The following is a 26,367-nucleotide window of genomic DNA, read 5'->3' as shown; positions in this document are numbered from 1 at the left end:
TTCACCAGATGGCCTGGCACGCTGTTTCGCCCCCGATCCTCATGCCGAAGGACGATTTCCTCTGCGTTCAAGAACGAATGATAGAGCCCTAAGCTTAAAGCGTCGCGAGAGACCGCCTGCTGTATTGGCGGTGCCGGCTCGTCATGGTAAGCTTTGGCCAGGCCAAGTCTCGACAATATTCCCAATAGCGCTCCTCCCGACCTTCCGCCTCATTGTGGTTGTATTGTGCGTTATGGTCAAGAAACCGCAACTGATTGGGTCCGAAAAAACGGAGAGATTGCCAATGCACATCGTTAAACGATGGTTCGGCGGGCGAACATCTGATGATCATGCATGGGTGCAGGCCTGGGCAGATTCGGGCTGCTATATATCCTTAAGGGACTACAAACTCGCGGTTCAGCGCTACCATGGGCAGTCGAAGGAAATGAGAATCGAAGAGAACGTTGCGTTCTTCAGAAAAAAAGAGTCGTCGGCGTTAGGCTGCTGCTAGTCCGCGCCCCTTCCCATAAAGTAGGCGCTGGGCAGCCGAGGCAATTGGCTGAAGAGTGGAGCACCATAGAAGCTCTTCGACCCCGGACCGTACGATGGGTTCTGACCTTGTTGCATCTAACGCGCGTCTAACGGCAGCTTTGAAATCCGGTAAGGTGTCGGCCAAAATGACTCCTGGTGCATCGAGATATGCTTCATAGCCGCGGAATGCCTGGCGCGTGCCTACTACCACCTTTCCCGAGACTAGGGCTTCCGCCGTCTTGAGATTGGACCCCCCGCCATATGTTATCGGCAACAAAATTGCTGAGGCATTCGCAATCAAGGCGCTGAGCTCAAATTCCGAAACTTGGCCCACAAGCGAAAGACGGTCGCGACAAATTCTCGGCCTCTCAGAGCCAACCACTATCTGATAGAGAGGATCACAAACATTTCCTGCGACCACAATCCGCTGATGAGATTGCAGGGCTTCTAACGATTCCAAAATTAACTCGCGAAACCCCGCGACATTTGGCGGGTGGGCGCTTCCTACGAACAGGGCGTACTCGGAGTTCGGGTCGATCCCGTGATAGCGCACACCCTTCAAATGGCTCATTTTGCGTCTTATAGTGCCGTTTGGAGCGATGACTATCTCGGACCCACCAAATTTCGAGTAGAGGTCGGCGTCGTTCTCCGTCACTACAGTACAAACAGCCGCTCTCCGAACTAGGCTTCTTTCAACTGCCTTGATCTGTTGGGTGTACTTTTTGCTGTCTAAGTCTGTTTCGCGCAGGATATTTGCCTTTGCGATATACTCGACATTATACGAATTGAAGATGATCGGCGCAGAAGTATGGCCGTCTTTCCTTAGGCGCAGGACAGCTGGACCAAACCAAGGCTCCTCGAGAACAATCAAATCGATATCCGATGGAATCTTCGAAACAAAGTCAGCGAAGGCCGCATCGTCCTGCGCTAACGCCGCACCAATAATATAGTCTCTCAGCCTCCAATCGAGCTCCCATTCGCCAGTAGAAAGGGCGTCGCTGAGATCCACCGCCGGAATGTGTGGGGAATATGCACTGGCGTCGAAGATCTCCATCGTGGTTATCTCGAAACCAGCGTTTCTCAAAACTGCATTGGTCTCCCTAGCTCTAATCTGACCGCCATGTCTGGCGTTTTCAATAGGGAACGGGATTAGGTGAAGAACGCGGGAACGTGTCATTTGAGCCCAACGAGGGTTGATTTCACGGTCAGAGCGGCATCCTCCCATGTCGGTAGCGGAATGTTTGGAGGAAGCGTTACTCGCGAGACGGCATGCCTTCGAATTTCGTCCTTCCAGGCTTCCGGCTCACAAACATCGAGGATTTTCGCAACTCCCAACCCTGCTTCAGGGACCGACCCCCGGTTGGAAGCTATAACCGGTTTGCCATGCTGGAGCGCCTCGATCACGGGTAAGCCCCACCCCTCATAGAGACTCGGAAATACGAAGACCTGGCATTTCTCGTAAAGCCAAGAAATACCACCATCAGAAAGACGTTTGAACCAAAAAATCCGTTTCCCGAAATGGGGGGAGGCCTCAAGCTTTGCAAGAATGTCATCCACCCCCCAACCCGGCATTCCCGCTATCACGAGGTCCAAATCGAACTCGGGATCCTCCAGCAAATCTTCCCACAGTGACAAAAGAAAGGCGTAGTTCTTGCGGACTTCAAACGTCCCAACAGCCAGCGCGAAACGACCGCGACTTAACCGATCTCTAATTTCATCGGGCTGAATACCGCGGGGGTCAGGCAGCGCAGGAATGTTCGAGCCCAGATAGATCACAGAGGCAGGAGGGCACGTTCGATTATTCAGATTGCAGAATTCGACAAGATCAGACTGGGTCGTCTGCGAAATACAAAAGATATGATCTGACAAGTCCACCATATGCAGAAAATAATTCAGAAAATAATCCTTTGGATTGCCGCCCAGGAAATGCGGCATCTTGGTAGGGATAAGATCGTACATGATGGAAACCACCTTCATCCCGGACTGGCGTTTGATCGCCGCCACACTGCGGCAATCAATGACATCCCAACCCAAGCCCCCTAAGAACAAGACATCGTTGTCAGAGGGGTCGACAACAAATCTGAGATCTATCGGGCGTTCAGCTACTGGCGCGGCTTGCGGATCATCGCTCTTCGGCGAGCCGTAGAGGATCTTGCGGACAACCTCCCTTAAATGGACTAGCGCTAGCCTAAAATCTTCCCGCCCACCCGCAGGAACCAATTCTACCAGTGTCCGAGCTATGAACCGCGCAGCGGCTCCCAAAAGCCTCAACGGCGAAACTGTGCGATTCTTCTGGAGGGGCTTGGGGACCACCTCAGGAATAGCTTGCGGCTCAGTTCGATCGTCAACTGTTATGAGTTCCTCAGCCAGAACGGGATCCAAAGCGAGAAAACGCCCAGCGTTGAAGATTACCGGCAGGACGTCAAGATCGGGGTCTACCAGAAGCCTCTTCGCGATTTCGCGTTCGGTTCTTACGATACCGACAGCATGCTTGCCCCGCCATTGCAACGAGGTACTCAGATCCAGCAAGATGCGCCTACGGTTTAAATTGGGCATCGGTCTCATTGTTATGTCGGCATAAGCAACCTTTGGAGTGGCTCTATAGGAGGCGTAGTGGATGAGCAAGGAGCTAATCCTCAGGTGGATGTGATCGTCACCCGCCTCGTACGATAGCGCCGGGATAGGTTGCCTGTTATCTGAGTAGTCATCACAGGAATCAAGAGTAGTAGCCAAGAACTGGATCGTTTACCTGCGGTGTTGATCACGATGTTGTCCCGCATGTGCGCCACCTGACATCCTGATCTGCATCGCTGGACCGCTCGGATTAGAGATATCCGTTACCTGATTTTCGGCCCAGCAGGTTGTCGGCGTTGAGAACCTTTCCTTCCACCCTTGAACCAGTTCCCGCGGAACTCAATGCTATCGATCTTGCCGATAGCATTGGCGGTTATCTCAACCTGATTGTTGCTGCTTCCGGCGATCCACGCTCCGCGTACCTTTACGCTCCCGGCCTGCGAGGGCGCGCTAGCCGTTATCATCTGGAAATCCTTGTAACTGGTGCCGTCCATCTGGAGAACGGGGTTGAAGAACACATCTCCAACACGGGAACCGTTTCCGGCGAAGATTCGCACACGGACACCACCGGCATAGAAGACGCAATCCCCGTGGAATCTGAGCCCGTTGACTGAATTCATGTGTCGCCGGTGAAGGTGGCGGTGTTCGAAGGGATATTGACCAAATTGTTGTTCACAAGTTGGCAGTCATAGAGGTTCAAATCCTCCGTGAAGCCGCCGTTCTGCGTGATGGAGACGCATGTGTTATAGGTTGCTCCGTACCGTCATTCCGGACCGACACCCGGCGATACTCGCACTGGCGAATATGGCTGAGCAGAAAACCATTCGTGAAATTACCGATGTAGATCTTCTCGATCTTGCTCGCCGTGCCGTCGCATTACCGTCAACGTGGAATACAGCACCGGACGTGAAAGCAGCCGCAGGTTTTAAACTGGCGCCACTGAAGGATGACCGTTGCCCTTTGACCTCCAAGCGGATGTTGGCTGTGGGGCGGACCGCCCATGTCGAACTCACAGGGAGTTCTCCGGAAAGGATCTCGACCGTGGGCCTTCCACCATCGCTTGCAATAGCGGCATCGACGCGAGCTGAAACCGCGTTCAAAAGTGGCGCATTGTCGGCCGTTTGAGCCGAAACGCCCCACCAGGCCGCATGGGCGTAATGCAGCCCCACAACTCTGCCAGTACAGGTGCCCGCAGGATTGGCCGGCAGAGACTGCGAAATCAGAACAAAGCGTGATGAAAAGTTGGAACTCGCTTTCCGGGCGAGTTGGAACTCTGGTCGGCGGGATAAGCTAACATATTGATTTCATGGCGACCCCGACAGGATTCGAACCTGTGACCATCGGCTTAGAAGGCCGGTGCTCTATCCAGCTGAGCTACGGGGCCGCTGCGGACGCGCTATTCAGTGCGTCCAAGGAATTTTGCGGTCATAGCGGAAATTTTCGGCGTAGGAAACCTGTCGCCGCCGCACTGGCTTCTCGGGCTCGATCAAATAGGCGATACCATTGCGCTGGGCGTAGGCAATCGCCTCTTCCTTTGTGGCAAAGCTCAGCCGCACCTGCCGCCGCGTGTCGGAGGAACTGGTGTAGCCCATCAGCGGATCGATCTTAAGCGGCGTCTCCGGCTCGAACTCGAGCACCCACTGGCCGGTCTTGGCGGTGCCGGACTGCATGGCGGTTCTCGAAGGGCTGTAGATGCGCGCGGACACTGACAATTTTCCCCGTTCTTTCAACGTTACGGCAAAATGGCCGGCGCGCCTCGGCCGGCACCTGGATTGTCATGGTCGGAGCGGCAGGATTTGAACCTGCGACCCTCTGGTCCCAAACCAGATGCGCTACCAGACTGCGCTACGCTCCGAAGCGGAGAAACCCCTATATTCTCAAGGGCTCGGGCGCAAGTGCGAAAACTGTCACGGGTTAGATGCGGACAAGAAATCTGCGGCGACCGGGCACAAAACGGTTACCGATCGCCTGCCGAGGCCCTTACTCTACCGGCTTGCCGTCTTCCTCATCTTCAAACATGATTGCCACGTCGGCATTGGCCGAGAGCCGCACTTTGTCGCCCTCAATATCGGCGACCAGGCCGAGTGGCACGAAATGATGGTGCCCCTCATGCATGCCTTCGCCACTGTCTGCTTTTGTCAGCTTGATGCGGTCACCTTCCACGCGGTCTACGGTCCCGACATGCACGCCATCGGCACCGATGACTTCCGCATGTTCCCGAATCTCAGTTGCGTTCACCATTTCTGCCTCCAAACTTGGGAGCCCAGCCGCCACGAGGGCCCGGCATCGACCTTCAGACCGGCTGATGTTCAATTGATTTCCCCGGCAGCACCAGGCCGCCGGGGATTGAGAACTCTGATCAATCAGTCGCTTGCAGCACCGCCGGTGTCAGAACCTCCGGCACCGCCGCCACCCGCGTCGCCAGCGGAACCGCCGGTATCAGCGCCGCCAGAGCCGGCGCCGTCAGCCTGGCCGGAAGAATCGTCCTGATCTCCGGTAACTGAATCCTCCTCGCCCTCATCGCTGGTAGAGCCGGTTGTCAGCTGGTCGGCGGGTGCCATCCCTGGAGGACATTGGCCGGGTGCTCCCTGCTGTGAGGGCGTATCCTGGCCGGAGGGATGGAACTGTTCAGTTCCGCCCGATACTTCGACACAGTCTCCCGGCGCGTAGGCCTGGCCTTGAGGGACAAGCCTCCATACCCGCATGGTGCTGGTGTCCTGTGCGGCGGCCGGAAAGGCGGCAACCAACAAAAGAGCCGATGTTGCTAAAAGTGTTTTGCGCATGTGCTCTCCTTCCGAGATGGGTTTTGGCGACCCAACCAGAGAGCGTGCTGTAGGTTCCGTTAGGAGTTTGGAGCGGGCAGCGGGAATCGAACCCGCACTAAGAGCTTGGAAGGCTCCTGTGATACCATTTCACCATGCCCGCGGCGAATGCACACCTATTCGAGCAAATCGCCGAGGTCAAGTCCGTGCTTGGGCCTGAATGGCATGTCGGCGACTGAAGCTGAAATAATTGATTCCTGTGTCCGGGAGTTGGCCGGTTGAGGCTGGTCAGGCGCCTTTCAGGCCTAGAATCCGCTGCGCATTGGTTCGGAACAGCTTTTCCTGGTCATCGGGAGAAAGCGCCAGTTCGCCCAATAGCCTCAAGGCGGTCGCGGGATCCCAGCAAGGATAGTCCGTGCCGAACATCACATTGTCAATGCCGTAATACTCGATCGCGAATTTCATGCCGGCCGCATGAGGTGAGACCGTATCGGTGTACATGCGCTTGAGATAGGTGCTGACAGGCTTTGGTAGGCCCGCAGTCTTAGAGTTCTTGTCCATGCGGCCGGACTGGTAGGGCAATGCACCGCCCGTGTGCGAAAGCACAAGCTTGAGGCCGGGATGACGCTCCATCAAGCCCGACAGCACAAGCCGCGATGCTGCCGCGCTCACCTCGACGACGCGCCCCAGACTCAGGTGAAGGGCGCCGTTGTAGCCCTCCAGAAGATCGGCGAAAACGGCATCGGTCGGATGCAGGAACATCGGCAATCCGAGCTCTTCCACGCGGGCATAGAAGGGTTCCAGGCGCTCCTCGTCGATCCTGCCCTCGCGCCCAACGCTGCCCGGCAAATTGACGCCCATGAGACCGAACTTGCGGACGGCGTGCTCAAGCACATCGAGAGCTACGCCCGTATCGCTCAGCGGAATTGCCGCGCTCGCCCACACCCGGCCGGGATAGCGGCGTTGCGCGCCGGCCATTTCCTCGTTCCACATCAGCGCGAGGTCCCTCCCCTCCTCGACCGGAAGCTCGGAGAAGGCGATCGATAACGGGCCGATGGAAAGCACCACGGAAACCTCATGGCCGAGCGCGTCCATGGCTTCGAGCTGCCGGTCGAGATCGTACCATTCGGCCCAGCTCGCAACCGTGCCGCTGCGTCCGCCCGCTCCCTGGTATGTGTATCCGCCACGATCGTTCGGGTCGGCGCGGGGAAAGCCGTGACGCCTATGAAGGTGCTCCAGGACCGAGCGCGGCCACCAATGAAAATGGGAGTCGATGATTTTCATGGATCAGCCCTTAATTGTCATGCGTCACGCGCCAGGCATCAGTCTTCTTTTCGACATAGGACAGAGCCTGGGTGAGGATCACGCCGAGCAGGATCACGGCCACGATCGGCACCATCATCCGGTTCGTCTGCAACATCTGCGCATAATAGGCGATCGAATAGCCGAGTCCGGCATTGGCTCCGAAGAGCTCTGCCACGACCACGCCCGTGAGCGCACGCCCCACGCCCAGCCTAAGCCCCGCCACGATCACCGGCACGGAGCCCGGAAGCGCCACCCGGAAAAAAATATCGTAGGGTCGGGCGCCGAAGGAGATTGCTGCCCGCTTCAGGTCGCGATCTACATTCTTGATGCCCGAAAGCGTGTTCGCATAGATCGGCGTCAGCGCGAAGAGGAAGGCAATCGCCACGATGGTTGGCGTGCCATAGCCGAGCCAGGCGATGAAAAGCGGATAGAAGGCGACGGTCGGCGCAGAATATTTGAACCAGATGAAGGGCTCCAGCGCGGCTTCCACATCCTGAAACCACCCCGACAGCATGCCCAGCCCGATGCCCACGGCGACAGCGAGACCAAGCGCCAGGGCGAAGGAATAGAGGGTTGCGAGGATGTTGGTGAGGAGAGACCCGTCATTGAGCTGGACGAGAAACTCCTGCCAAACCGCGCCGGGCGTCGAGATGAAGAAGGGATTGACGATCCCGAAATCAACGACCAGCTGCCAGAGGACGACGATGGTAACGAGAGAGAGCGTGCCCAGGATAAGCGCCTGCCGGCGCATGAAGATGTCCATCATCATTCGGGCCTCCATGTGCGCACCCGCCCCTCGAGAGCGCGGACCAGCACCGTAAGCGTATAACCGAAGGCGCTGACGACGAGCGCGTAGACAAGCAGCCGGTCGATGCGCATCGCCGAACCATAGGTGTTGAGCTGATAGCCGATACCAGCCTGGGAGACGAAAAGTTCGCCCACCACGACGCCAAGCACGGCCCGCCCGACTGCAAGGCGGATGCCCGTAAGAATTGAAGGCAGCGAGCCGGGCACGAGAATGCGCACGAAGACGTCCAGCCGACTTGCGCCGAAAGACCTGGCCGCGCGGATCAGCTTGGGGTCCGCTTCCCGCATGCCGGCCATGGTGTTGACGACGATCGGGAAGAGCGCCCCCAAAAAGACCACGGCCACCTTGGACGCCATCCCGATGCCGAGCCACACGACGAGGATCGGCAGAAGCACGAGCGTGGGCGCGATATAGAGCGCCATCAGGGGCGGATCGATCAGATAGCGGGCCGTCTGGGACGTCCCGAGCAGGACACCAAGGGGAATGCTGACGACCAGCGCCAGCGCGAAGCCCAGGAAGAACTCCGTCAGGCTTATGCGAGCGTGATAGAAGAAATCGTCATTGAGCAAGACCTCGATGGCAGCCAGGAAGACCTGGCTCGGCTGGCTCGTGAAGCGGCCATTGACCCATCCCAGATCAGGAGCCACTTGCCAGAGGATAAAGAAGACGGCGACGGAGACTATGCTCACGATTGTGGAACGAGCAGGACGCCAGGCTTTCGCCGTGCCCGTCTTTCCCGTGTCGCGGGCGGAGGTCGCGACCATGGCCATCACGCCGCCTCTTCCATGAAATGCATTCCGGCCATATCCGCGGCCAAATGGGCACGCAGCCTTCGCCGGAACTCCGTGAAGCGTTCGGAATCGAGTATCTCCGGTGTGCGCGGCCGGGGGAGATCGACCGTGATCACTTCCTTCACATGGCCGGGATTGCGACCCATCACCACGATCTTGTCTGAGAGGAAGATCGCCTCGTCGATGTCGTGCGTCACGAAAAGGGCGGTCTTCTTGTCGCTCTCCCAGATGCGCAGGAGTTCGCCGCCCATGATCTCACGCGTCTGCGCGTCAAGTGCGCCGAAGGGCTCGTCCATGAGGAGCACCTCGGGATCGACGGCAAGAGCCCGCGCGATATTCACGCGCTGGCGCATGCCGCCGGAGAGCTGGTGCGGGTAGTAATCGGCAAAGCGCGCAAGTCCGACGAGCTTGATCATCGACATCGCCTGCTTGGTGAGATCGCCGCCCGTCCAGCGCTGCATCTCGAGCCCGAAGCGGACATTGCCGAGCACGGTCCGCCAAGGCAGAAGCGACGCGTCCTGAAAGACCACCGCCCGGTCCGGGCCGGGTCCGGTGACCGTCTTTCCGCCGATGGTGATGGAGCCCCTGGTAATCTTCACGAGCCCAGCGACCGAAAGCAGGAGCGTGCTCTTGCCACAGCCGCTCGATCCGACGATCGAGACGAATTCGCCCTCACCCACGGAGAGGTTGACGTTATCCACCGCGGCGAAAAGTTCGTCGCTGTTCGGCTTCCTGTAATCGATGCCCAGATTCCGGATCTCGATTTCGGCCATGGCCGCTTCTCCCCTTGCACTGCGTACCAGCGCGATTTCGGTTTACCAGCTTCCGCGCCAGCCTTAGGCCGGCGCAGGGATCACCCCGGGCAAACACCCGGGAGCGATATCACTCGGGCTTCCATTCGTTGAAGCTGTCCACATAGGTGGGATCCCAGAAGCGCTCCAGCGGCCAAGCCTCTTTGTAGGTTCCGCTCTGGATGCCCATGTCCCAAAAGGCCTTCATGCCCGCTTCGGTTGGAAGACGGCCATCCTCGTAGATCTGGTTGATGAAGTCGTCATAGCCGAGAGAGGCATATTTTTCTTCGAAGCCCACCTTGTCCACCAGCACTTCCACGGCGCGTTCCTTGTTCGCCTTGGCCAGGCGCACACCTTTTACATAAGCGCGAAGGAGAGCCTTGATGGTGTTGGGGCTCGACTGGAGGAAATCCTCCTTCGCGTAGAAGACGTGGAACGGATAATCCTCCGCGATTTCCTTCTGGCTCATGATTTTATGGAAGCCACGCTCCGCAGCCATGAATTTCTCCGGCGTGGCGAAGATATTCACGTCAAGCTGGCCTGCTTCCATTGCGGCAAGCCGCGGTGCCGAGCCTCCGCCCTGGATGATCTGCACATCTTTTTGCGGATCGATGCCATGAATGGTCAGCGCATAGCGGGTGAGGAAATCGGTGGAGGAACCGAAGGTCGTCACGCCGAAGCGCGCACCCTTCGCATCGGCGAGCGATTTGATATTCGGCACCGCATACCAGTCGAAGACGGTCATATTGAAACCGCTATAGAAGACCTTCACGCCCTGCCCGGTGTCCACGCCGACAAGTGCCTCCGACAAAGCGCCGACGCCCACATCGACGGCTCCCGCGACCATGCCGCGCACGAGGTCCGTCCCGCCCTTGAAGGCGACGATCTGGACGTTGAGACCCTCATCCTTGAAATAACCTTCCGCCTCCGCGAGATAGAGGGGAATGAAGGTTGAAGTCGTGACCGGCAGGCCTATGGTGACGTCGGTCTTTTCGGGTGCTGCCTGCGCTTGCGCCAAGCCTGTGGCAAGCCCGAGGGCAGTCACGGCTGCGCCGATTGTCTTCAAAAACTTCATCATTGCCTTTCCTCCCTTGTTTCGCGGCCCGACCGCCGCTTCACGTTGTCGATGGTTTCCCGCACCGAGCTGCCATTGGGGCGGGTGGCATTCCCACGCGTGCCCTGGATCGCAAGCGCTTGATACAGCATCTCGGATGCGCGTCTGACCGCCCCCGTTTCCATTGCAAGCAGAGCTTCAAAGACGCGCTCGGCTTTCGGATCGACATCGCGGATTGACACGAATTTTCGCCCCAGAAATTCCCGCGCCCGACTTTCGTCTCCGTCTTCGCCGGGGATAGAAGGGCAAGCTTGCTCGACCCATTCGGCGCCGATTCGCACGGCCACCTTCGCGGGCCAGCCTGCCCCTTCGCACAAGGCTTCATCGGCGACGATAACCACGCGTTCCGCCAAGCTCCGGGCATCAGGCCCGAACGGTAGCGCGCGGCCGACATCGCTCAAGCGCTCGGGCTCGAATGCTGCAATACCCAACTGCAAGCCGAGATGGGCAATCGTCGAAAGCCGGTCTTCGAGATTGAGCGGGCGGCTTACCACCGCCACGGCCGCGGGTGGCAGCGAAACGCGGATCTCCTCGATCGCCCCCGGCTCCATGCCTGCAGCGATCAAACGGCGGAAGGCTTCGATGGCGTTCATGCCTTGCCGCGCCGCGACAACGGGCTTCAGCCCAACCGATCGGATCGCATCAGGGCGCGGCAGTTGCCATTCCCCCGCGGCCCCGCTCTGAGCCCGCAGCCATCCGGGCGAGAGCAGGTCAAGATCACCCTTGAACCCAGCGCGTGCGGCAAAGGCGGCGCGGATGCCCTTCAACGTCGCCTCGCCGATGACGAGCCACCGGGCCGAAGGCGTGCCGGAAGGCCGGCCATGACGGCCTGAGCTTCCGGCAAGTGCCAGGACGAGCGCTTGCGCCTTGATCTCGGGGGCGAGGCCGAGCGCAGTTGAAGTCGCAATGGCAGCTATTGCGGGAGCGGCGAACAATCCAGGCCAGGTTTCAGGAAGCGCCGAAACACCGCCGATGGCCTCGCCCAAAGCGGTGCCGATGGCGTATCCGGAAGCCATGGCCGCCGAGAAGGATGCCTCGTCAGCGGCAAATGCCAATGCCGCAGGGACCGCCACTGCCCCCGGCGTCACACAGGAAGGAACATGAATATCGTCCCACTCGGTGAAGCGGATGACAGCGGCGGCTGCCGCGGCGGCGGCAAATGGTTCCGGGACGCCGTCTGACCGATAGAAGGCTGTCAGCGCGCGGCCTTCGAGCGTCTGAGCGCCGGCAATCAGGCAGGCAAGGGAGTCGGCGGCATGCAATCCTGCAAGGGACCGCAGCTTTTGATCCTGCCCGTCGATCGCGGCAAGTGGCGCCAGAAATTCGCGTGCGTTCAAGCGGCAGCCTCCGTGGCTGGTCTCGAAAAACGGTGGCCGACGGGTCCTCCCAGAAGAACGGTGGCCCCGCCGAGCAGAAACGCGGCGCTCAGATTGCCATAGGAAGCCCGCGTTCCCACGTCCTCTCTCTCATTGGCCGTCTCCGCCAGCGGCAACGTGCCGCTCGGAACCTCCAGGCGCCAAGCACTCACATCGGCCATCTTCAAGAGCTGTGGGCCCAGGGGGCCGGACAGATCGAGTTCCGGCGCCATCTCCGCAAAGGCCTCTTCCAGCTTTTGCACCTGCTCGCGCACCGCCGCGTCACGCGAGAATGTCTTCGTCAGGCGGATCCAGACGCCGTTATAGGCAAGCGAAAGCCGGACCGCGAAGAGCCGCCCGAGGGGTACATTGCCGAGGCGCCCGAGACGGCTGTCCTTCTCAAGATCCGGCGCGACGGCGACATAGCACTCCTCTGCGCCCGCCTCTCGCGCCACGCGTTCGAGAAGGCTGACGGCTTCGCCAGCGCGCTCCTGGTTCGGGTCGACCGCCTGAAGTGCTTCACGCGCAAGCGCTTCTGCCCGGAACACAAGGTCGAGTTCCGCCCGATCCGCCGTTGCCCGCACATCGGCAAAGACTGCACTGGCGTCTACGAACTCGACATCGGAAACCGATGCGATTTCCTCGGCAAGCCCTGCCGGGAGACGATCAAGTTCCAGGACGCCGATACGGCGACAGCCAGCGGCAGCGAGCCGTTCGCCGACGAGGCGGCCCGGCTTTGGCGAGTGGGCGACCTCGGATGTGGGATTTACCGAGCGGATCCAGTTTCCGACCCGCTTGGAAAGCGCGGTGGAAAGGAGCGGCGACTTTCCGGGAACGATAAGAAGGAGTGCGTCGGACCAGTACGGCGTGAACCCCGTGAGGTAGGTCACGCCCGCCGAACGCACATGATTGGTATAGACGAGAAACGCATCGAGCCCGGCCGCCTTCATGGCGGCTTCCAGCCGCTGCTGGCGCGACAGCACGTCCGTTGCCGAAAGTTCCTGCTCGCGCCAAAGCATGAGACCGCGTCGCATCAGCCCTCCTTTCCGGCCGTGCCGGCAAATAGCTCGCGAGGGGTGCGCGCAAGCACCTCCGGACCGTCCGCGCCGATGATCAGCGTGTCGCCCAGCACGATATAGCCCACTTCCGGATGATAGGTGTTGGGGTGCACGATGATCGACATGTTCTCTTCGAGCGTGGTCGTCACATCCTCGAGGATTTGCGGCTTCGTGTCGGGGAAAAGCCCCACCCCATGTCCCCTAACCCGGGTATATTCGCTGGTGACATAGTCGCCGAGACCGTAGCGACGGAAGACGTCATTTTCCGCGCGGGCCACATCGGCAGCCGTCACGCCCGGCTTCACAGCGGCGATGCCCGCCTCCAGAGCCTCCTTGAAGATATAGAATGCCTGCTGCTGCGCCTGCGAAGGTTCGCCCACCACGAGCGTACGGCAGATCTGGGCGTAATAGCCGCCCATGCACGGGGTAAGTTCCGTCGTGACCATATCGCCGGGCTTCAGGAGTTTGCCGGAGGGCGGCGCCATTCCGCGCACCTCCGGCCCGCCGACTCCGATGATCATGAAATTGTCGTCCACACCCTTGGTGCGGAAGAAGGCTTCGATTTCCGCGATCAATGCGTAATCCGGCCGGCCAGGTCGCGCTGCGGCGCGAAAGACGGCATAGCCCTCGTCCGCGATAGCTGCAGCCTTGCGAACCCAGTCGAGCTCGTCTTGTGCCTTCACCATCAACAGGCGATCGATCAGCGCGGTCGCGTCCTCAAAACGCTTGCCGCTCCGCACCAGGCCATAGGGGAGATGGCGGGCAGGTCCCGCAGCCACCCGGCTGTTGCCGAGACGCTCGATGACGGCCGCGACCTCTCCTACCAGATCCGAAGCAAGGCGAATATCGGCTTCGGGGCACTCCACCGAAGCGCGTTCAGCCTCGATCGGAAGGTCGAGATAGAGCGCCGTCTCGCCGTCGCGGCCCACCACCGCGATCCCTTCGCCCTCAAGGATGCCGAAATCGACGGCATAGCGCAGATAGTCGTTCTGCCAGGCATTGCCGTAGAGGACCAGAGCATCCAGCCCGGTCTCCGCCATCGCCCTCGCCAATCGTTTCCTACGCGTCTCGGCGGTGCTCATCGCAGCGCTCACGAATTGGCGGCCAGCTTCTGCGGCAGTTCGGTGTAGCCGTAGTCGGCGCGGGCCGCTTCCGGCGAAACGATGCCCATGGCGATATCCTCCTCGACCAGTTCCCTGCTCCGCATCTTGGGATCGCCATAGCCGCCGCCGCCGGCGGTCAGATAGGTCACCCGATCACCTGCCCGGAACTGCACGTCCGTCGCCTTCTGCACCTTCTCAAGCGTGCCATCGGCGCGCTCGATGACCGCCACGCTGACGGCCCCTTGCTTACCGCCGTGAAGGCCCCATGGCGGTGTGACGGTGCGGTCGAAATTGATGTTGCCACGGCAATCGCGCAGCACTCGGTAAGTAAGCGCGATCCCAAGCCCGCCGCGATGCTCTCCCGCCCCGCCCGAATCGGGCCGAAGCGCATGCTGCTCGATGATGAAGGGATATTTGATCTCCTGCAGCTCGACCGGCGTGTTGCGCACATCTCCCTGGCACACCGAGACTGCTGCGGACTCGCCATCCTCATGTGGTCTGCCGCCCCAGCCGCCGCCGAAGATATTCATGAGCAGGAACCGCGAACCATCCTCATAGAAGCCGAAGAAGGAGCAGCCGCCCATATCGCCCTTGTGCGCAGCCGGTATGAGCTCCGGCACTGCCGGCGCAAGGGCCTTCAGGATGGTGTCGATCACCGTCGGCAGGGCAATACTCCACTGGCCGAGCGCCGCCGGCGGGCGGGCGCTAAGGATCGTGCCGTCCGGCAGATCGACATTGAGGGCGCGGAAGCAGCCCTCATTCACGTCGAGCTCCGGCGAAGTCAGCGCCTTGAAGGCCACGCGCGCGGCGGCGATGCCGCCGGAGCGGCCCGAATTGAGGGGGCTGTTCACCTGGGGGTGCATCTCGGAAAAATCGACCGTCATGGTCGAACCGGAAACAGCCACGCTCACCTTGATGCGCAGCGGAGTGTCGAGATTCCGCCCGTCATTGTCGAGAAAACTCTCGGCCGTGTAGACGCCGTCCGGAATGCGTTCGATCACGCGGCGCACCGCCTGGTCCGTGTGGTCCCAAATGGTGCTCACGCATTCCTCGACCGTCTCCCGCCCATAACGCCCAACCAGCTCGGCATAGCGCTTCGCACCGATCTGACAGGACGCCACCTGCGCGCGCAGATCGCCCAGGCTTGCCTCCGGATAGCGGATATTGTCGCTGATGATCTGGTAAAGTGTCTCGTTGAGCTCACCTGCCTTGTAGATCTTGAGCGATCGCATCTGCAGGCCTTCGCTGAAGATGTCGGTGGTGGCATTCGAGCCGAAGCCCTGCCGTCCGCCGCCGATATCAACCCAGTGGGCGCGGTTTGCGGCAAAGCCAATCAGCTTGCCATCATGGAAGCAGGGTGCGTAGACGACGACATTGTTCAGATGCTGGCCGCAGACATGGCCATGGTTCATCACGAGCACATCGCCTTCCGAGAAACCGTCGAGGCCGTATTTGCGGATACCGTCCTCCACCGCGACCCCGAGATCGGCGAGAAAGATCGGCAGTCCGCCGCGGTTCTGCGAGATCATGCGGCCTTCGGTGTCGATGAGGCCGCAGCAATAGTCCCGCACCTCATAGATCATCATGTTATAGGCCGACTTGCAGAGCGCCTCGGCCATTTCGTCCGCATAGGCCACGACCGCATTGCGGACGACTTCAACCGTGATCGGATCGGCGTGCTTCATCATTCTTCCTTCAGGCGTTCTTGGCGAGCGTGATCACGAGGTGGCCGGCCTCGGTCACCAGCACTTCGTCACCGGGATGGATGAGGATCGTGGAGTTGGGCTCCTCGATCACGGCCGGTCCGCGGAGCGTGGTGCCCGCCGCCAATGCCGGACGCCAATAGATGCTGGTTTCAAGCGGTTTTTCGGGATCATTGAAAACCACATCGCGGGTAGTCACCTCGGCTTCAGCCTCCGGCACCCATGGCCGCGACAGCCATTCGTCCGCCGCGTCATCGTTGCGGGCAGCGGTCAGAACCAGGCGAAGGCTGACGATCTCGAGGGATTCGTCGGGCGCGGACTGACTGTAGCGCTGGTCGTGCTCGCGGTCGAAGCGCCGGCGGATTTCCGAAGTATCCCCCGAGAGCATCTCCACATTCTCCAGCGGAATGGAGATCGCGTGCTCCTGGCCAACATAGCGGAGGTCGGCGAAAAAGCGGAAATCAGCTGAAGCTGTGTCGATGCCGTCCCGCTCGAGTTGCTCGCGTCCGGCGGCGCTCAGCTCGCTGAAAACCCTCTCGATCTCCACCGTGGACAAGGCGCCGATGCGCCCGATAAGCGTCTGCACGAAGTCCTGCCGCCAGGAAGCCATGAGCATTCCAAGCGCAGAGAAAGTGCCGGGCAGCTTCGGGATGATCACCGTCGGGATGTGGATCTCGCGGGCAATCGAGACCGCATGCAGCGGACCTGCCCCGCCGAATGCGATCATGGCGGTGTCCCTTGGATCCACGCCCTTGTTGATGGAAACGGCGCGTACCGAAAGCGACATGGACGCATCGGCAATCCGCGCGACGCCGAGTGCGGCTTCGGTGACGCTGAGCTGAAGCGGACCGGCGACCTTGAACTGCATGGCACGTTCGGCCGCTGCCCTGTCGAGCGGCATGCCACCATTCAGGAAGCGCTGCGGATTGATCCGGCCGAGGATCAGGTCCGCATCTGTCACGACCGGGTTCTGTCCGCCCTTGCCGTAGCATGCCGGTCCCGGATCGGCGCCGACGCTCTGCGGACCGACATGCAGGCCGCCCGCCTTGTCAACCCAGGCAATTGAGCCGCCACCGGCACCCACCTCCACGATGTTGACGACTGGAAGCTGCATCGGCTGGCCACTTGCATGATCGCCGATCACATAGCCGCTCTCGATGGCCGGTGCGCCGTCCGTAATAAGGCTGGACTTGGCGGTCGTACCGCCCATGTCGAAGCCGACGCAGCGCTTCAACCCCAGGAGCTTCGCCAAGCGCCCGGCGCCGATCATGCCGGCAACCGGACCCGATTCCATCATGGAGACCGGCTGCTCCTGCGCCACCTTGATCGACATCACGCCGCCATTGGAGCGCATGATGTGGATCTTGCCACCAAAGGCGCCGTCGCGCAGATGCCCTTCGAGACGCTTCAGATAGCCTTCCACGCGCGGGCCGACAAAGGCATTGAGGGCAGTGGTCGAGGTGCGTTCGTATTCGCGGTATTCACGCAGGATCTCATGCGACAGCGTCACGAAGAGATTTGGCCGCGCCTTGCGCAGGATTTCGCCGACCCGGCGCTCGTGCGAAGGATTCGCATAGGAATGGAGGAAGCAAACGGCCACGGCCTGGACGTCCTCGGCATCGAGCTCGCGGATAACGGCTTCCAGTGCTCCCTCGTCCAAAGGCTCAAGCACTTCGCCTGAAGCAAGGATGCGCTCAGGGATTTCGAAGGTCAGGCTGCGCGGAACGAGCGGCTGCGGGCGTTTGAAGAAAAGATTAAATGCTTCGATGCGGTTCGAACGGCCGATCGCATAGACGTCGCGGAAGCCCTTGGTCGTGATAAGTGCGGTGCGCGCACCTTTATGTTCGAGGACGGTATTGATGGCGATCGTGGAGCCGTGGAGGATCTCATCCAGACGGTCGGTCCGGCATCCGGCGAGCTCCAGGCTCGTCACGATGCCCTTTGTCGGATCGGCCGGAACCGTGGAGGTTTTCGAGGTGACGATCGCTCCGTCCACATAGCCGACGAGATCCGTAAAAGTGCCGCCAATATCGATTCCAACTACATTCATTCGCTCATCCCCGGATACGGAGACCGTCCGCCGGGATGATCGAAGGAACGCCTACCAACTCGCGCTGCCATTCATCCTCCTTCCCCGGAACGATGACTATTGTGCCGGGCAAGCGGACGGTCGGACCGTCATCTGCTTGTCGAGATGGAAGATCAGATACAGCGCGTGCAGGAGCAACGGGTCAGGCAGCTATCGCTTCGATAAGCTATAGGCTATATGTTTGATCATGTTGAACGTCACCCTTCGGCGAATGGAAGTGTTCGTCGCCATTGTCGATGAAGGCAGTTTCGCTGCTGCAGCGGATCGCTTCGGCATTGCGCAGCCATCGATCAGCGCGCATATCCGGGCACTGGAACGGATGGTCGGCGGCGATGTTTTCGAACGCAGACGCGGCCGCAAGCCGGTCTTGACGGATCTCGGCCGCAGCATCCTCCTGCATGCGCGCGAGCTTCTGGCAGAGGCCGACGACATGCGTGCGGATGTGGTGAAGCTGCGGAACGCAACCGGCCATCGGGTGGTGCTTTCCTGCCAGCGCTCGCTCGCCAATTACGCGCTGAAACAGCAGATCACAGGTTTCGCCCTCTCCCATCCGGAAGTTCAACTGGTGGTGCGCATCGGCAAACAGGAAGACGTCATCGACGAGGTTCGGGACGGCATTGCCGATGTGGGCTGCTTCCTGAGCAATGAGGAGACGCGCGGGCTGCGTTCGGACGTGATCGGCTTCGAAAAGCTGGTGCTCGTCGCCTCGCCGACGCATCCCTTGGCGGGGCGCAAACGGATCAAGCCGCGCGAGATCGAACGCTATGATTTCGTCGGTCCGCCGCCATCCTCGCGCTTCGGCCGCGCCGTTTCCAAGCTGCTCGCATCAGCAGGAATTGGCGAGGTGAAAGTGGCGGCACAGGCGACGGAATATCATTTCCTTCGCGAGTTCGTCGCAGCCGGCGTCGGCATTTCCTGCTCGCTCGCCAGAAGCGTCGAAGCGGACGTGGCGCGCGGCTTGCTTACCATCCTTGATTTCGATGGCCCCGAGCTGACGTTTCAGATCCGCCAGATCGCTTCTCTTCGAAGGCAGCTGTCCAGCGGCGCGGATCAGCTTATGGAGTTTCTGCGTTCCGATCTGAAGGCGGACGATCCTTCCCGGCAGTAAGCAAGGACCGGCCAAACAGAGGGGTTATCATGGATTTTCTGTTGGACGGCCCGGAAGATGGACCCGTTACCCTTTTGCTCGCCCATGGAGCGGGAGCGCCGATGGATTCGGCCTCTCTCAACGCCACCACTGCAGCCTTGGCGGCGGAAGGCTTGCGCATCGCGCGTTTCGAGTTCGTCTATATGGCTAGCCGCCGAAGCGGGCAACGAAAGCCGCCACCCCGGGCGGAATCGCTGAAACCCGAATATCTCGCCGCAGTCGATGCACTCAGCGCCTCAGGACCGTTGATCATCGGTGGAAAATCAATGGGCGGTCGGGTGGCCTCGATGATCGCCGACGACCTCTACTCGAAGAACCGAATCGCCGGCCTGCTCTGCCTCGGATATCCGTTCCATCCACCGGGGAAGCCGGCACAGTTGCGGACCGCACATCTGGTCGACCTCAAGACTCCCAGTTTGATCTGCCAGGGAACCAGGGACGAGTTCGGAACGCGCGAGGAGGTTGCCGCTTACGATTTGTCCGACCGGATCGAAATGCTCTGGCTCGAGGATGGCGATCACGACCTGAAGCCCCGAAAGAGCGTGTCCGGATACTCCAGCGCCGACCATCTGCGTACGGTTGCGCGAGCCGTGGCAGCATGGGCAGATCGCATTGCACGATGAAGATTGCCACTTTCAACATCAACAATGTCAACAAGCGCTTGTCCAATCTTCTTGATTGGCTGCAGTCGTCCAAGCCCGACGTGGTCTGCCTGCAGGAACTGAAAGCGACGGATGATGCATTCCCGCGGGATGCAATCGAGGGTGCCGGCTACGGCGCGGTCTGGAAGGGCCAGAAATCCTGGAACGGAGTGGCGATTCTGTCGCGGGTCGGCGAGCCGGTTCTTACCCGTACGCGTTTGCCGGGCGATCCTTCCGACATGCAAGCCCGCTATATCGAAGCGGCTGTCCGCGGGGTTCTCATCACCTCGATCTATGCGCCAAACGGGAATCCGCAGCCCGGACCGAAATTCGACTACAAGCTGGCGTGGATGGAACGCCTGCGAAGGCACGCGACCGCGCTCAGGAAAACCGGCGCTCCCATCGTTCTGGCGGGCGATTTCAACGTGGCGCCCACCGATCTCGACATCTACCCCTCCAAGTCATGGAGCGACAACGCTCTTATCCAGCCGGAGAGCCGTGCAGCCTTCAAACAGCTTCTCGGGCGGAGTTGGACCGATGCCGTTCGGTTTCTCCACCTCGATGAGCGGATATACACGTTTTGGGATTACAAGCGCTTGCGTTGGCAGCGCGATGCCGGCTTGCGGCTGGATCACCTGCTGCTGACGGCGAACTTGCGCGAAAAGCTCGTCAGGGCAGGCGTCGACCGGGAGGTCAGAGGCCGCGACGGCGCAAGCGATCATGCGCCTGTGTGGATCGAACTTGATCTCGATTGACGGTCAACCGTCCCGACATTGGAAACCATCAAAGCAGGATGGTGGAGGGGGCTGGATTCGAACCAGCGTAGGCGAAGCCAACGGATTTACAGTCCGTCTCCTTTAACCACTCGGACACCCCTCCGAGCCGCGCGGCATGTAGCACGCGGGATCTATTTGGGAAAAACATGCACGCAGGTCAATGCGTCTGTCTTTCGTGAGCGCCTTATGGCCACGTCATTTCCGGCTGTCAACAGCGTCGAGGCACATCAACGCGGAAAATCGCAAGAAGGTGCCCGTGCGACCATAGGCGCGGGCCCTTCGCTCCTTTATAGGAGGGCCCATGAGCGACCAGAAAAAACCAGGATCCCCCAAGGATAGCCACTATGCCCGGCTGCGCAGGGCACATCGTGACCGCACCGCGCCCACAAGGCAGGCGGAAACGGAATTGCCGGAAGATATCGTGCGCCTTTACGGGCTGCATACCGTGCGCGCGGCCCTGGACAATCCTGCGCGCTCGATTCATCGCATGCTGATAACGCGCAATGCCGCCCAGCGGCTGGGGATCGCCAATCCCGACGCCCTGCCCTTCCCGACGGAAATCGTCGAGCCCAAGATCATCGACGCGCTGGTGGGACCTGACGCCGTGCACCAGGGCGTGCTCGTGGAGGCGGAGGCGCGTCGCCCGAAACCGCTCTCCGGATTGGACAAGGCCTCCCTCGTTCTGGTGCTCGACCAGGTGACCGACCCTCACAATGTAGGGGCCATCATGCGTTCGGCGGTGGCATTCGGCGCGGATGCGCTCGTCACCACCTCTCGTCACAGCCCCACCGAATCGGGGGTGCTCGCCAAGGCTGCGTCGGGCGCGCTGGAGCACATCGATCACATCGAAGTGCGTAATCTCGCGAATGCCCTCGAGGAGCTGCATGCGGCGGGCTTCTTCACCGTCGGCCTTGATTCGGACGGGCCGGAGCTGCTGGAAGACTCGCTTCAAGGCAAGAAGATCGCCCTCGTGCTGGGTTCCGAAGGCAAGGGGCTGCGGCAAAAGACACGGGAGACGGTGCGGGCTCTCGCGCGCCTCGATATGCCAGGCGCCATTCGCTCGCTCAATGTCTCGAATGCGGCTGCGGTGGCGCTTTACGTCGCGCGCCGGTCGCTTGCCGCGAGGTCATAGCAGGCCGAACCACCAGCTTGCGAGGCCGAGAAAGGCAAGGAACCCGACAACATCCGTTATAGCCGTCACGAAGACGGAAGAGGCAACCGCGGGATCGGCGCCGACACGGTCAAGCAAGAGAGGGATAAGTATACCCGCGAGCGCAGCGACGAACATGTTGATGATCATTGCTGCCGCGATGATGCCGCCGATGTCGCCGTTCTGGAACCATATCCCGGCGACGAGCCCTATCAGCGTGGCAAAGACGACGCCATTGAGCAGCCCTACCCCCATTTCACGGCGTATGACGCGACCGGCATTGTAAATGTCGATGTCGCCGGTAGCGAGCGCGCGCACCGTCACCGTCATCGTCTGCGACCCGGCGTTCCCTCCCATCCCGGCCACGATGGGCATCAGAACGGCGAGCGCAACAACCTGCTCGATCGTGGCGTCGAACAAGCTGATCACCGAAGCCGCCAGAAAGGCGGTCACAAGATTGACCATCAACCAGGGCACCCGCGACCGCCCGGCTGCCAGCACCGAATCGGACAGTTCCTCGTCGCCCACGCCGCCCATGCGCAGAAGGTCTTCCTCCGCCTCCTGGGTGATCACGTCAACAACGTCGTCGATGGTCAGCACTCCGACCAGACGCTCATTCTCGTCCACCACCGCCGCGGAAAGCAGATCGTATTGCTCGAAAATGCGCGCGGCTTCCTCCTGGTCCATCGTGGCCGGAATGGCGTGGCGCGTCTCGCGCATGATCTCCTCGATCTTGACCGAGCGCTTCGTACGTAAAATGCGATCGAGGTCGACCGCGCCGACGAGCCGGAACGTCGGGTCGATGACGAAGATCTGCGCAAAGCTGTCCGGGAGATTCTGATCCTCGCGCATGTAGTCGATCGTCTGCCCCACCGTCCAGAACGGAGGAACGGCAACGAACTCCGTCTGCATGCGCCGGCCGGCGGTCTCTTCCGGATAACTCAGCGACCGACGAAGTCGCACTCGCTCCGTGAAGGGCAGCTGTGCCAGGATTTCGTCCTGATCCTCCGGATCAAGATCCTCGAGGATGTAGACCGCGTCGTCCGAATCGAGCTGCTGGACGGCTTGAGCGATCTGCGCGTTGGGCAGGCTCTCCACGATATCGTGGCGTATGGCGTCGTCGACCTCCGTCAATGCGGTGAAGTCGAACTCGTTGCCCATGAGTTGGACCAGGGCACGACGCTGCTCGGGCAATAAAGCCTCGAGGAGGTGGCCGATCTCCGACTGGTGGAGCGTGCCGACATCCCTGCGAAGGGTCAGCGTGTCCCGATCGGCAATCGCGGCGCCGACATGCGAGAGAAACTGCGCAGAGACGGAGCCATCCTCGCCGTAGATATCATGCCCGGACGCTGCGGCCGGGATTCCGTTTCTTTCCTGCGTCTCCGGCTCGCTCAAGGACGCCTCCTACCGACTATACGGCACACGTCTACGCGTTTCGCGCCACCTCTAGCGCGCCTTCGGCTGGAACAAAAGCGTTGCAAAGACAAAGTCCAAGGAAAGACGCGCGGGCCTGGCTCGATCCGCGCGACCGCGGTCGAAAAAGGTCACCACCGGAGCTGCAGGCCTGATCGGGAGGCCTGCGAATATCAGGCCCCCTGCCCCCAGTTCATCTCCAGGCCGCCGTCGATCGTGAAGCTCTGGCCCGTCACATAGTCGGAATCGTCGGATGCGAGATAAAGCGCCAGTTTCGCGATCTCCCAAGGCTCGCCGGGACGGTGCCAGGGAATATTTGGCAGTTCCTCTCGCATCTTCTCCGGGTCCTCTGTCCGCTGCGCTGTCATGGGCGTGCGTATGAGCCCGGGAGCGATCGCGTTGACGTTGATTTGCAGGGGCGCAAGCTCAAGCGCCAGCGAGCGCGTAAAGGTCAGAAGACCACCCTTCGCAGCGCCGTAGGCCGCGCTTCGAGGGCTAGGGATTGCTTCGTGCACGGAGGTGATGTTGATGATCTTGCCGCCGCGCTTCTCCTTGCGGATTTTGATGAACTCGCGGCAGCAGAAAAACGGCCCGTAGAGATCGGTCTTCACGACGCGGTCGAAATCTTCCGTCGTCATCTCGGCGACACTCGCGCCGCCGCCGCCAATGCCGGCATTGTTGACCAGGATGTCCGGAAGGCCCAGTTCGCGCTGGACGGCTTCGAACAAGCTCACCACATTGCTCTCGTCCTTGACGTCCAATTGCTGGACCAGTGCCCTCCGGCCCGCAGCTTCCACTCTTTTGCGGGTTTCCTCCGCTCCTTCCTCATCCGAGTGGTAGGTTACGACGATGTCGGCGCCTTCGCGCGCGCACTCCTCCGCTATTGCCTTCCCCATGCCCGAATCCGAGCCCGTGACAATCGCTATCCTGTCGGTGAGACGCATATCCCATTGTCCTTGCTTTGACCGCCTGTATAACGAGGGAAGGTCCTGAAGGTTCTGCGAGCGTTGACCGCGCAAGCCCAAGGCCGCTTGATCCTTCACCATACCAGGGCCATTCTGCCTGCCTGGCTTGCTTCTCGATCATTGAGGTCACCATGAATTCCCTCACCCGCTTTTCCGTGCGCCCCTTGGCAACCATGACGCGGCATCTCGCCGACGTGGCTTCGGGTCGCGCCGACCCGGACCTCGTCATCAAAGGCGCGCGGGTGCTCTCGACCTATTCGGAGCGTATCCTGCCCGATCGCGAGATCTGGATTGCGGGCGGGCGTGTCGCAGCGGTGAAGCCGGCCGGCAGCCACAAGGGAAGCCTCGCCAAGACCTATGATGCTGCGGGCGGGCTGATTGCTCCCGGGCTCGTGGACCCGCATATCCACATCGAATCAAGCATGGTGACCGCCTGCGCCTATGCGGAAGCCGCGCTTCTCAACGGCACGACCACGATCTTCTGCGACAGCCACGAAATCGGCAATGTGATGGATATAGCGGGCATCGAGGCCATGCTGGAAGACGCGCGCCAGGCGCCGCTTTCCATCTTCCTCACAGTACCGAGCACCGTGCCGGCCACATCTCCGCAATTGGAGACCGCAGGCGGCGACCTCACCGCACAGAAAATCGCAGCCCTCTTCGACAAGTGGCCCGAAGCCGTTGCCCTGGGCGAGAAGATGGATTTCGTGCAGGTCGCCATGGGTGACGAACGCAGCCATGCTATACTGGCGGCGGCGCTCCAGCGCGGACGTCCCGTCTCCGGCCACGTCTATGGCCGCGAATTCGTCGCGGCTTACGCGGCTTCCGGCGTGACCGATACGCATGAGGCGATCGACCGTGATATTGCGGACGACCTCCTCGAGGCTGGCATTTGGCTTTTTCTTCGCGGCGGCCCGCCGACCACGCCGTGGCACAGCTTGCCGGAGGCAATCAAGACGATCACTGAACTCGGTGCCTCGCACAAGCGGATCGCAGTCTGCACCGATGACCGGGATGCGGACGACCTTCTGCTCTTCGGCCTCGATTGGGTCACGCGGGAAGCCATGAGGGCGGGCATGAAGCCGGAGCAGGCCTGGGCCATGGGCTCGCTCCATGGTGCGACCCGCTTCGGCCTGGAAGGCGAGATCGGCGGCCTCGGCGGCGGGCGCCGCGCGGATCTCGTCCTGCTCGATGATGGCTTCAAGCCGGTCAACACCTGGTATGGCGGAGAGCTTGTGGTGGAAAACCACCGCATCACGCCGCTGCTCGATGCAGCCCTCTCCAACCGCTACCATTACCCGCAAGCCGCCTACCAGACGGTGAAACTGCCTCGAAACGTCAAGCTGACGCCCGATCTGCCGACCATTAAAGTGGTGGCGCATGCGATCCGCACCGAGCTTCCGGGAATAACCCTCGGCCATGAGCGGATCACGCTAGAGCCTGCAAACAACTGGCAGGACCATTTCGACCGGCATGGACTCTGCTTCGTAGCCGTCGTCGAGCGGCACGGAAAATCCTCCGGCAATGTCGCGCACGGGCTTCTGAGCAATTTCAACCTGAAGCGCGGCGCAGTCGCTTCTTCCGTCGGCCATGACAGCCATAACGTCATCGTGGCCGGCACCAATGAAGCAGACATGCAGGCGGCCTTGCGCGCTATCGAAGAGACTCAAGGCGGTGTCTGCGTGGTGGTGGACGGCAAGGTGACTGCAATGGTCCCCCTGCCGATCGCGGGCCTGCTTTCAGACAAGCGTGTGACCGAGGTTGCGGAGGAGGTGAAGGCCCTGAAGGCAGAATGGGAAAAGGCAGGCTGCTCCATTCCCTATATGGGCTTCAACCTGATCCCGCTCTCGGTGATTCCGGAAATCCGCATCACCGACAAGGGGCTCGTGCTTGTTCCGGAGATGGAGATTGTCGAGCTTTTCGAGGCCGCCTGAACGGGATGAGAGGCGCTCGCTGCTCTTTACAACGGCGGAGCGCCCTGCTCTTCCGCCGGCATGAACGCACCGCGAAAGTGCCGGCCGCAGCTTCAGCATCGCCGGGAGAGGCATGCCCCTTCCGCGTCGCTGCTAGCTGCCAACGCCCACCCGGGGCCATTTTCGAGGGTGGGCAAGCTCCATCAGCTTCAAGTGACAGGCGGGGCACAGCTCGAAGACCTCATCGAGGCGAGATGCAGCTTCGGGATGGCTGATCGATACCCGAAGCGTTCGCCACTTGTCGTTCAGCCGCAATGGAAATTCGGCGTCGCACCCATGACAGCTCCAACGCGGATGGTTTTCCACGTCAACTTCCCCCAATTGTTCCCCAGAAGCGAT

At 60.8% G+C, this 26,367-nt stretch carries 24 protein-coding genes and 4 tRNA genes; 7 read left to right on the top strand and 21 right to left on the bottom strand.

Annotated elements, in window-relative coordinates:
• Window positions 1-475 precede the first annotated feature (475 nt).
• Window positions 476-1,564: a glycosyltransferase gene (locus tag CHEJ32_RS0108955; protein ID WP_198023843.1), complete on the bottom strand. Its 1,089-nt coding sequence runs from the start codon at window positions 1,562-1,564 to the stop codon at window positions 476-478.
• A gap of 119 nt (window positions 1,565-1,683) precedes the next feature.
• A complete protein-coding gene (locus CHEJ32_RS0108950) occupies window positions 1,684-3,135 on the bottom strand; it encodes a glycosyltransferase family 1 protein (RefSeq protein WP_156936655.1) in 1,452 nt (483 codons plus the stop codon).
• Between the two features lie 245 nt (window positions 3,136-3,380).
• On the opposite strand from CHEJ32_RS0108950, the gene CHEJ32_RS0108945 reads away from it, so the two are divergent.
• Window positions 3,381-3,698, top strand: a complete 318-nt coding sequence (locus CHEJ32_RS0108945; RefSeq protein ID WP_028033564.1) for a hypothetical protein — start codon at window positions 3,381-3,383, stop codon at window positions 3,696-3,698.
• A 190-nt stretch (window positions 3,699-3,888) separates the two neighbouring features.
• Window positions 3,889-4,209 carry a hypothetical protein gene (locus CHEJ32_RS27095; RefSeq protein WP_156936654.1) on the top strand — a complete coding sequence of 107 codons (321 nt, stop codon included), beginning with the start codon at window positions 3,889-3,891 and terminating at the stop codon, window positions 4,207-4,209.
• 182 nt (window positions 4,210-4,391) lie between these two features.
• On the opposite strand, the gene CHEJ32_RS0108940 is transcribed toward CHEJ32_RS27095, so the two are convergent.
• The 16 genes from CHEJ32_RS0108940 to CHEJ32_RS0108865 all read right to left on the bottom strand — a co-directional run bounded on the left by CHEJ32_RS0108940 (window position 4,392) and on the right by CHEJ32_RS0108865 (window position 17,924).
• Window positions 4,392-4,468 (bottom strand) — tRNA-Arg (locus tag CHEJ32_RS0108940).
• A gap of 16 nt (window positions 4,469-4,484) precedes the next feature.
• Entirely contained in the window at window positions 4,485-4,790 is a 306-nt protein-coding gene (locus CHEJ32_RS0108935; protein ID WP_028033563.1) for an ETC complex I subunit, read from the bottom strand.
• A 72-nt stretch (window positions 4,791-4,862) separates the two neighbouring features.
• Window positions 4,863-4,939: transfer RNA gene (locus CHEJ32_RS0108930), tRNA-Pro, on the bottom strand.
• Between the two features lie 125 nt (window positions 4,940-5,064).
• Complete coding sequence (locus tag CHEJ32_RS0108925; RefSeq protein WP_028033562.1) at window positions 5,065-5,325, bottom strand: DUF2171 domain-containing protein; 261 nt, start codon at window positions 5,323-5,325, stop codon at window positions 5,065-5,067.
• A 122-nt stretch (window positions 5,326-5,447) separates the two neighbouring features.
• The gene (locus CHEJ32_RS27090) at window positions 5,448-5,867 is read right to left on the bottom strand and encodes a hypothetical protein (protein ID WP_156936653.1); all 420 of its coding nucleotides are present in this window, start codon (window positions 5,865-5,867) and stop codon (window positions 5,448-5,450) included.
• A gap of 68 nt (window positions 5,868-5,935) precedes the next feature.
• Window positions 5,936-6,009: transfer RNA gene (locus CHEJ32_RS0108915), tRNA-Gly, on the bottom strand.
• Window positions 6,010-6,134: 125 nt separating this feature from the next.
• Window positions 6,135-7,130 (bottom strand): amidohydrolase family protein, encoded by a 996-nt coding sequence (locus tag CHEJ32_RS0108910; protein WP_028033560.1) that lies wholly within the window; start codon window positions 7,128-7,130, stop codon window positions 6,135-6,137.
• A 10-nt stretch (window positions 7,131-7,140) separates the two neighbouring features.
• Window positions 7,141-7,920 (bottom strand): ABC transporter permease, encoded by a 780-nt coding sequence (locus tag CHEJ32_RS0108905; RefSeq protein ID WP_028033559.1) that lies wholly within the window; start codon window positions 7,918-7,920, stop codon window positions 7,141-7,143.
• Window positions 7,917-8,729, bottom strand: coding sequence for an ABC transporter permease (locus tag CHEJ32_RS24270; protein ID WP_034658096.1), 813 nt, complete (start codon window positions 8,727-8,729; stop codon window positions 7,917-7,919). The genes CHEJ32_RS0108905 and CHEJ32_RS24270 overlap by 4 nt, the downstream gene beginning before the upstream one ends.
• Window positions 8,729-9,523, bottom strand: coding sequence for an ABC transporter ATP-binding protein (locus CHEJ32_RS24265; RefSeq protein WP_051469557.1), 795 nt, complete (start codon window positions 9,521-9,523; stop codon window positions 8,729-8,731). The genes CHEJ32_RS24270 and CHEJ32_RS24265 overlap by 1 nt, the downstream gene beginning before the upstream one ends.
• 109 nt (window positions 9,524-9,632) lie before the next feature.
• A complete protein-coding gene (locus tag CHEJ32_RS0108890; RefSeq protein WP_028033558.1) occupies window positions 9,633-10,619 on the bottom strand; it encodes an ABC transporter substrate-binding protein in 987 nt (328 codons plus the stop codon).
• Window positions 10,616-11,992: an MmgE/PrpD family protein gene (locus CHEJ32_RS0108885; protein ID WP_028033557.1), complete on the bottom strand. Its 1,377-nt coding sequence runs from the start codon at window positions 11,990-11,992 to the stop codon at window positions 10,616-10,618. The genes CHEJ32_RS0108890 and CHEJ32_RS0108885 overlap by 4 nt, the downstream gene beginning before the upstream one ends.
• Window positions 11,989-13,044 (bottom strand): aminopeptidase P family N-terminal domain-containing protein, encoded by a 1,056-nt coding sequence (locus tag CHEJ32_RS0108880; protein WP_028033556.1) that lies wholly within the window; start codon window positions 13,042-13,044, stop codon window positions 11,989-11,991. The genes CHEJ32_RS0108885 and CHEJ32_RS0108880 overlap by 4 nt, the downstream gene beginning before the upstream one ends.
• Window positions 13,044-14,150, bottom strand: a complete 1,107-nt coding sequence (locus tag CHEJ32_RS0108875; RefSeq protein WP_084032731.1) for a Xaa-Pro peptidase family protein — start codon at window positions 14,148-14,150, stop codon at window positions 13,044-13,046. Before CHEJ32_RS0108875 ends, CHEJ32_RS0108880 begins: the two co-directional genes overlap by 1 nt.
• An 8-nt stretch (window positions 14,151-14,158) precedes the next feature.
• On the bottom strand, window positions 14,159-15,856 hold the full coding sequence (locus CHEJ32_RS24260) for a hydantoinase B/oxoprolinase family protein (RefSeq protein ID WP_198023842.1): 1,698 nt from the start codon (window positions 15,854-15,856) through the stop codon (window positions 14,159-14,161).
• Window positions 15,857-15,866: 10 nt separating this feature from the next.
• Entirely contained in the window at window positions 15,867-17,924 is a 2,058-nt protein-coding gene (locus CHEJ32_RS0108865) for a hydantoinase/oxoprolinase family protein (protein ID WP_028033554.1), read from the bottom strand.
• A 226-nt stretch (window positions 17,925-18,150) separates the two neighbouring features.
• Here CHEJ32_RS0108865 and CHEJ32_RS0108860 point away from each other — a divergent pair, with 226 nt between their 5' ends.
• From CHEJ32_RS0108860 to xth, 3 genes are read left to right on the top strand one after another with little or no spacing between them, the layout of a single operon-like run.
• Window positions 18,151-19,071, top strand: a complete 921-nt coding sequence (locus CHEJ32_RS0108860; RefSeq protein ID WP_156936652.1) for a LysR family transcriptional regulator — start codon at window positions 18,151-18,153, stop codon at window positions 19,069-19,071.
• Between the two features lie 29 nt (window positions 19,072-19,100).
• On the top strand, window positions 19,101-19,733 hold the full coding sequence (locus CHEJ32_RS0108855; RefSeq protein WP_034658094.1) for an alpha/beta family hydrolase: 633 nt from the start codon (window positions 19,101-19,103) through the stop codon (window positions 19,731-19,733).
• Window positions 19,730-20,506 carry an exodeoxyribonuclease III gene (gene xth / locus CHEJ32_RS0108850; RefSeq protein ID WP_028033551.1) on the top strand — a complete coding sequence of 259 codons (777 nt, stop codon included), beginning with the start codon at window positions 19,730-19,732 and terminating at the stop codon, window positions 20,504-20,506. The genes CHEJ32_RS0108855 and xth overlap by 4 nt, the downstream gene beginning before the upstream one ends.
• Before the next feature lie 39 nt (window positions 20,507-20,545).
• Here the strand turns inward: xth and CHEJ32_RS0108845 are convergent.
• A tRNA-Tyr gene (locus CHEJ32_RS0108845) sits at window positions 20,546-20,630 on the bottom strand.
• 198 nt (window positions 20,631-20,828) lie between these two features.
• Between CHEJ32_RS0108845 and CHEJ32_RS0108840 the strand changes: the two genes are divergently transcribed.
• Window positions 20,829-21,659 carry an RNA methyltransferase gene (locus CHEJ32_RS0108840; protein WP_028033550.1) on the top strand — a complete coding sequence of 277 codons (831 nt, stop codon included), beginning with the start codon at window positions 20,829-20,831 and terminating at the stop codon, window positions 21,657-21,659.
• Here the strand turns inward: CHEJ32_RS0108840 and mgtE are convergent.
• On the bottom strand, window positions 21,654-23,072 hold the full coding sequence (mgtE, locus tag CHEJ32_RS0108835) for a magnesium transporter (RefSeq protein WP_051469556.1): 1,419 nt from the start codon (window positions 23,070-23,072) through the stop codon (window positions 21,654-21,656). The genes CHEJ32_RS0108840 and mgtE overlap by 6 nt on opposite strands.
• A gap of 191 nt (window positions 23,073-23,263) precedes the next feature.
• Window positions 23,264-24,034 carry an SDR family NAD(P)-dependent oxidoreductase gene (locus CHEJ32_RS0108830; RefSeq protein ID WP_028033548.1) on the bottom strand — a complete coding sequence of 257 codons (771 nt, stop codon included), beginning with the start codon at window positions 24,032-24,034 and terminating at the stop codon, window positions 23,264-23,266.
• A gap of 152 nt (window positions 24,035-24,186) precedes the next feature.
• Between CHEJ32_RS0108830 and CHEJ32_RS0108825 the strand changes: the two genes are divergently transcribed.
• Window positions 24,187-25,989, top strand: coding sequence for an adenine deaminase (locus CHEJ32_RS0108825; RefSeq protein WP_028033547.1), 1,803 nt, complete (start codon window positions 24,187-24,189; stop codon window positions 25,987-25,989).
• Window positions 25,990-26,367: the final 378 nt, after the last annotated feature.

It is taken from the genome of Chelativorans sp. J32 (assembly GCF_000518985.1).
Lineage (GTDB): Bacteria > Pseudomonadota > Alphaproteobacteria > Rhizobiales > Rhizobiaceae > Chelativorans.
The sequence above is the reverse complement of the archived record's forward strand: the minus strand, read 5'-3'. Positions and strand labels throughout refer to the sequence as shown.

Excerpts from the sequence above, each read along its gene's own strand:
- CHEJ32_RS0108955 (WP_198023843.1), bottom strand. The coding sequence starts at position 1,564 with ATGGAGATCTTCGACGCCAGTGCATATTCCCCACACATTCCGGCGGTG.
- CHEJ32_RS27095 (WP_156936654.1), top strand. The coding sequence starts at position 3,889 with ATGGCTGAGCAGAAAACCATTCGTGAAATTACCGATGTAGATCTTCTC.
- CHEJ32_RS0108925 (WP_028033562.1), bottom strand. The coding sequence starts at position 5,325 with ATGGTGAACGCAACTGAGATTCGGGAACATGCGGAAGTCATCGGTGCC.
- CHEJ32_RS27090 (WP_156936653.1), bottom strand. The coding sequence starts at position 5,867 with ATGCGCAAAACACTTTTAGCAACATCGGCTCTTTTGTTGGTTGCCGCC.
- CHEJ32_RS0108910 (WP_028033560.1), bottom strand. The coding sequence starts at position 7,130 with ATGAAAATCATCGACTCCCATTTTCATTGGTGGCCGCGCTCGGTCCTG.
- CHEJ32_RS0108905 (WP_028033559.1), bottom strand. The coding sequence starts at position 7,920 with ATGATGATGGACATCTTCATGCGCCGGCAGGCGCTTATCCTGGGCACG.
- CHEJ32_RS24270 (WP_034658096.1), bottom strand. The coding sequence starts at position 8,729 with ATGGCCATGGTCGCGACCTCCGCCCGCGACACGGGAAAGACGGGCACG.
- CHEJ32_RS24265 (WP_051469557.1), bottom strand. The coding sequence starts at position 9,523 with ATGGCCGAAATCGAGATCCGGAATCTGGGCATCGATTACAGGAAGCCG.
- CHEJ32_RS0108890 (WP_028033558.1), bottom strand. The coding sequence starts at position 10,619 with ATGATGAAGTTTTTGAAGACAATCGGCGCAGCCGTGACTGCCCTCGGG.
- CHEJ32_RS0108880 (WP_028033556.1), bottom strand. The coding sequence starts at position 13,044 with ATGCGACGCGGTCTCATGCTTTGGCGCGAGCAGGAACTTTCGGCAACG.
- CHEJ32_RS0108875 (WP_084032731.1), bottom strand. The coding sequence starts at position 14,150 with ATGAGCACCGCCGAGACGCGTAGGAAACGATTGGCGAGGGCGATGGCG.
- CHEJ32_RS24260 (WP_198023842.1), bottom strand. The coding sequence starts at position 15,856 with ATGAAGCACGCCGATCCGATCACGGTTGAAGTCGTCCGCAATGCGGTC.
- CHEJ32_RS0108865 (WP_028033554.1), bottom strand. The coding sequence starts at position 17,924 with ATGAATGTAGTTGGAATCGATATTGGCGGCACTTTTACGGATCTCGTC.
- CHEJ32_RS0108860 (WP_156936652.1), top strand. The coding sequence starts at position 18,151 with ATGTTGAACGTCACCCTTCGGCGAATGGAAGTGTTCGTCGCCATTGTC.
- CHEJ32_RS0108855 (WP_034658094.1), top strand. The coding sequence starts at position 19,101 with ATGGATTTTCTGTTGGACGGCCCGGAAGATGGACCCGTTACCCTTTTG.
- xth (WP_028033551.1), top strand. The coding sequence starts at position 19,730 with ATGAAGATTGCCACTTTCAACATCAACAATGTCAACAAGCGCTTGTCC.
- CHEJ32_RS0108840 (WP_028033550.1), top strand. The coding sequence starts at position 20,829 with ATGAGCGACCAGAAAAAACCAGGATCCCCCAAGGATAGCCACTATGCC.
- CHEJ32_RS0108830 (WP_028033548.1), bottom strand. The coding sequence starts at position 24,034 with ATGCGTCTCACCGACAGGATAGCGATTGTCACGGGCTCGGATTCGGGC.
- CHEJ32_RS0108825 (WP_028033547.1), top strand. The coding sequence starts at position 24,187 with ATGAATTCCCTCACCCGCTTTTCCGTGCGCCCCTTGGCAACCATGACG.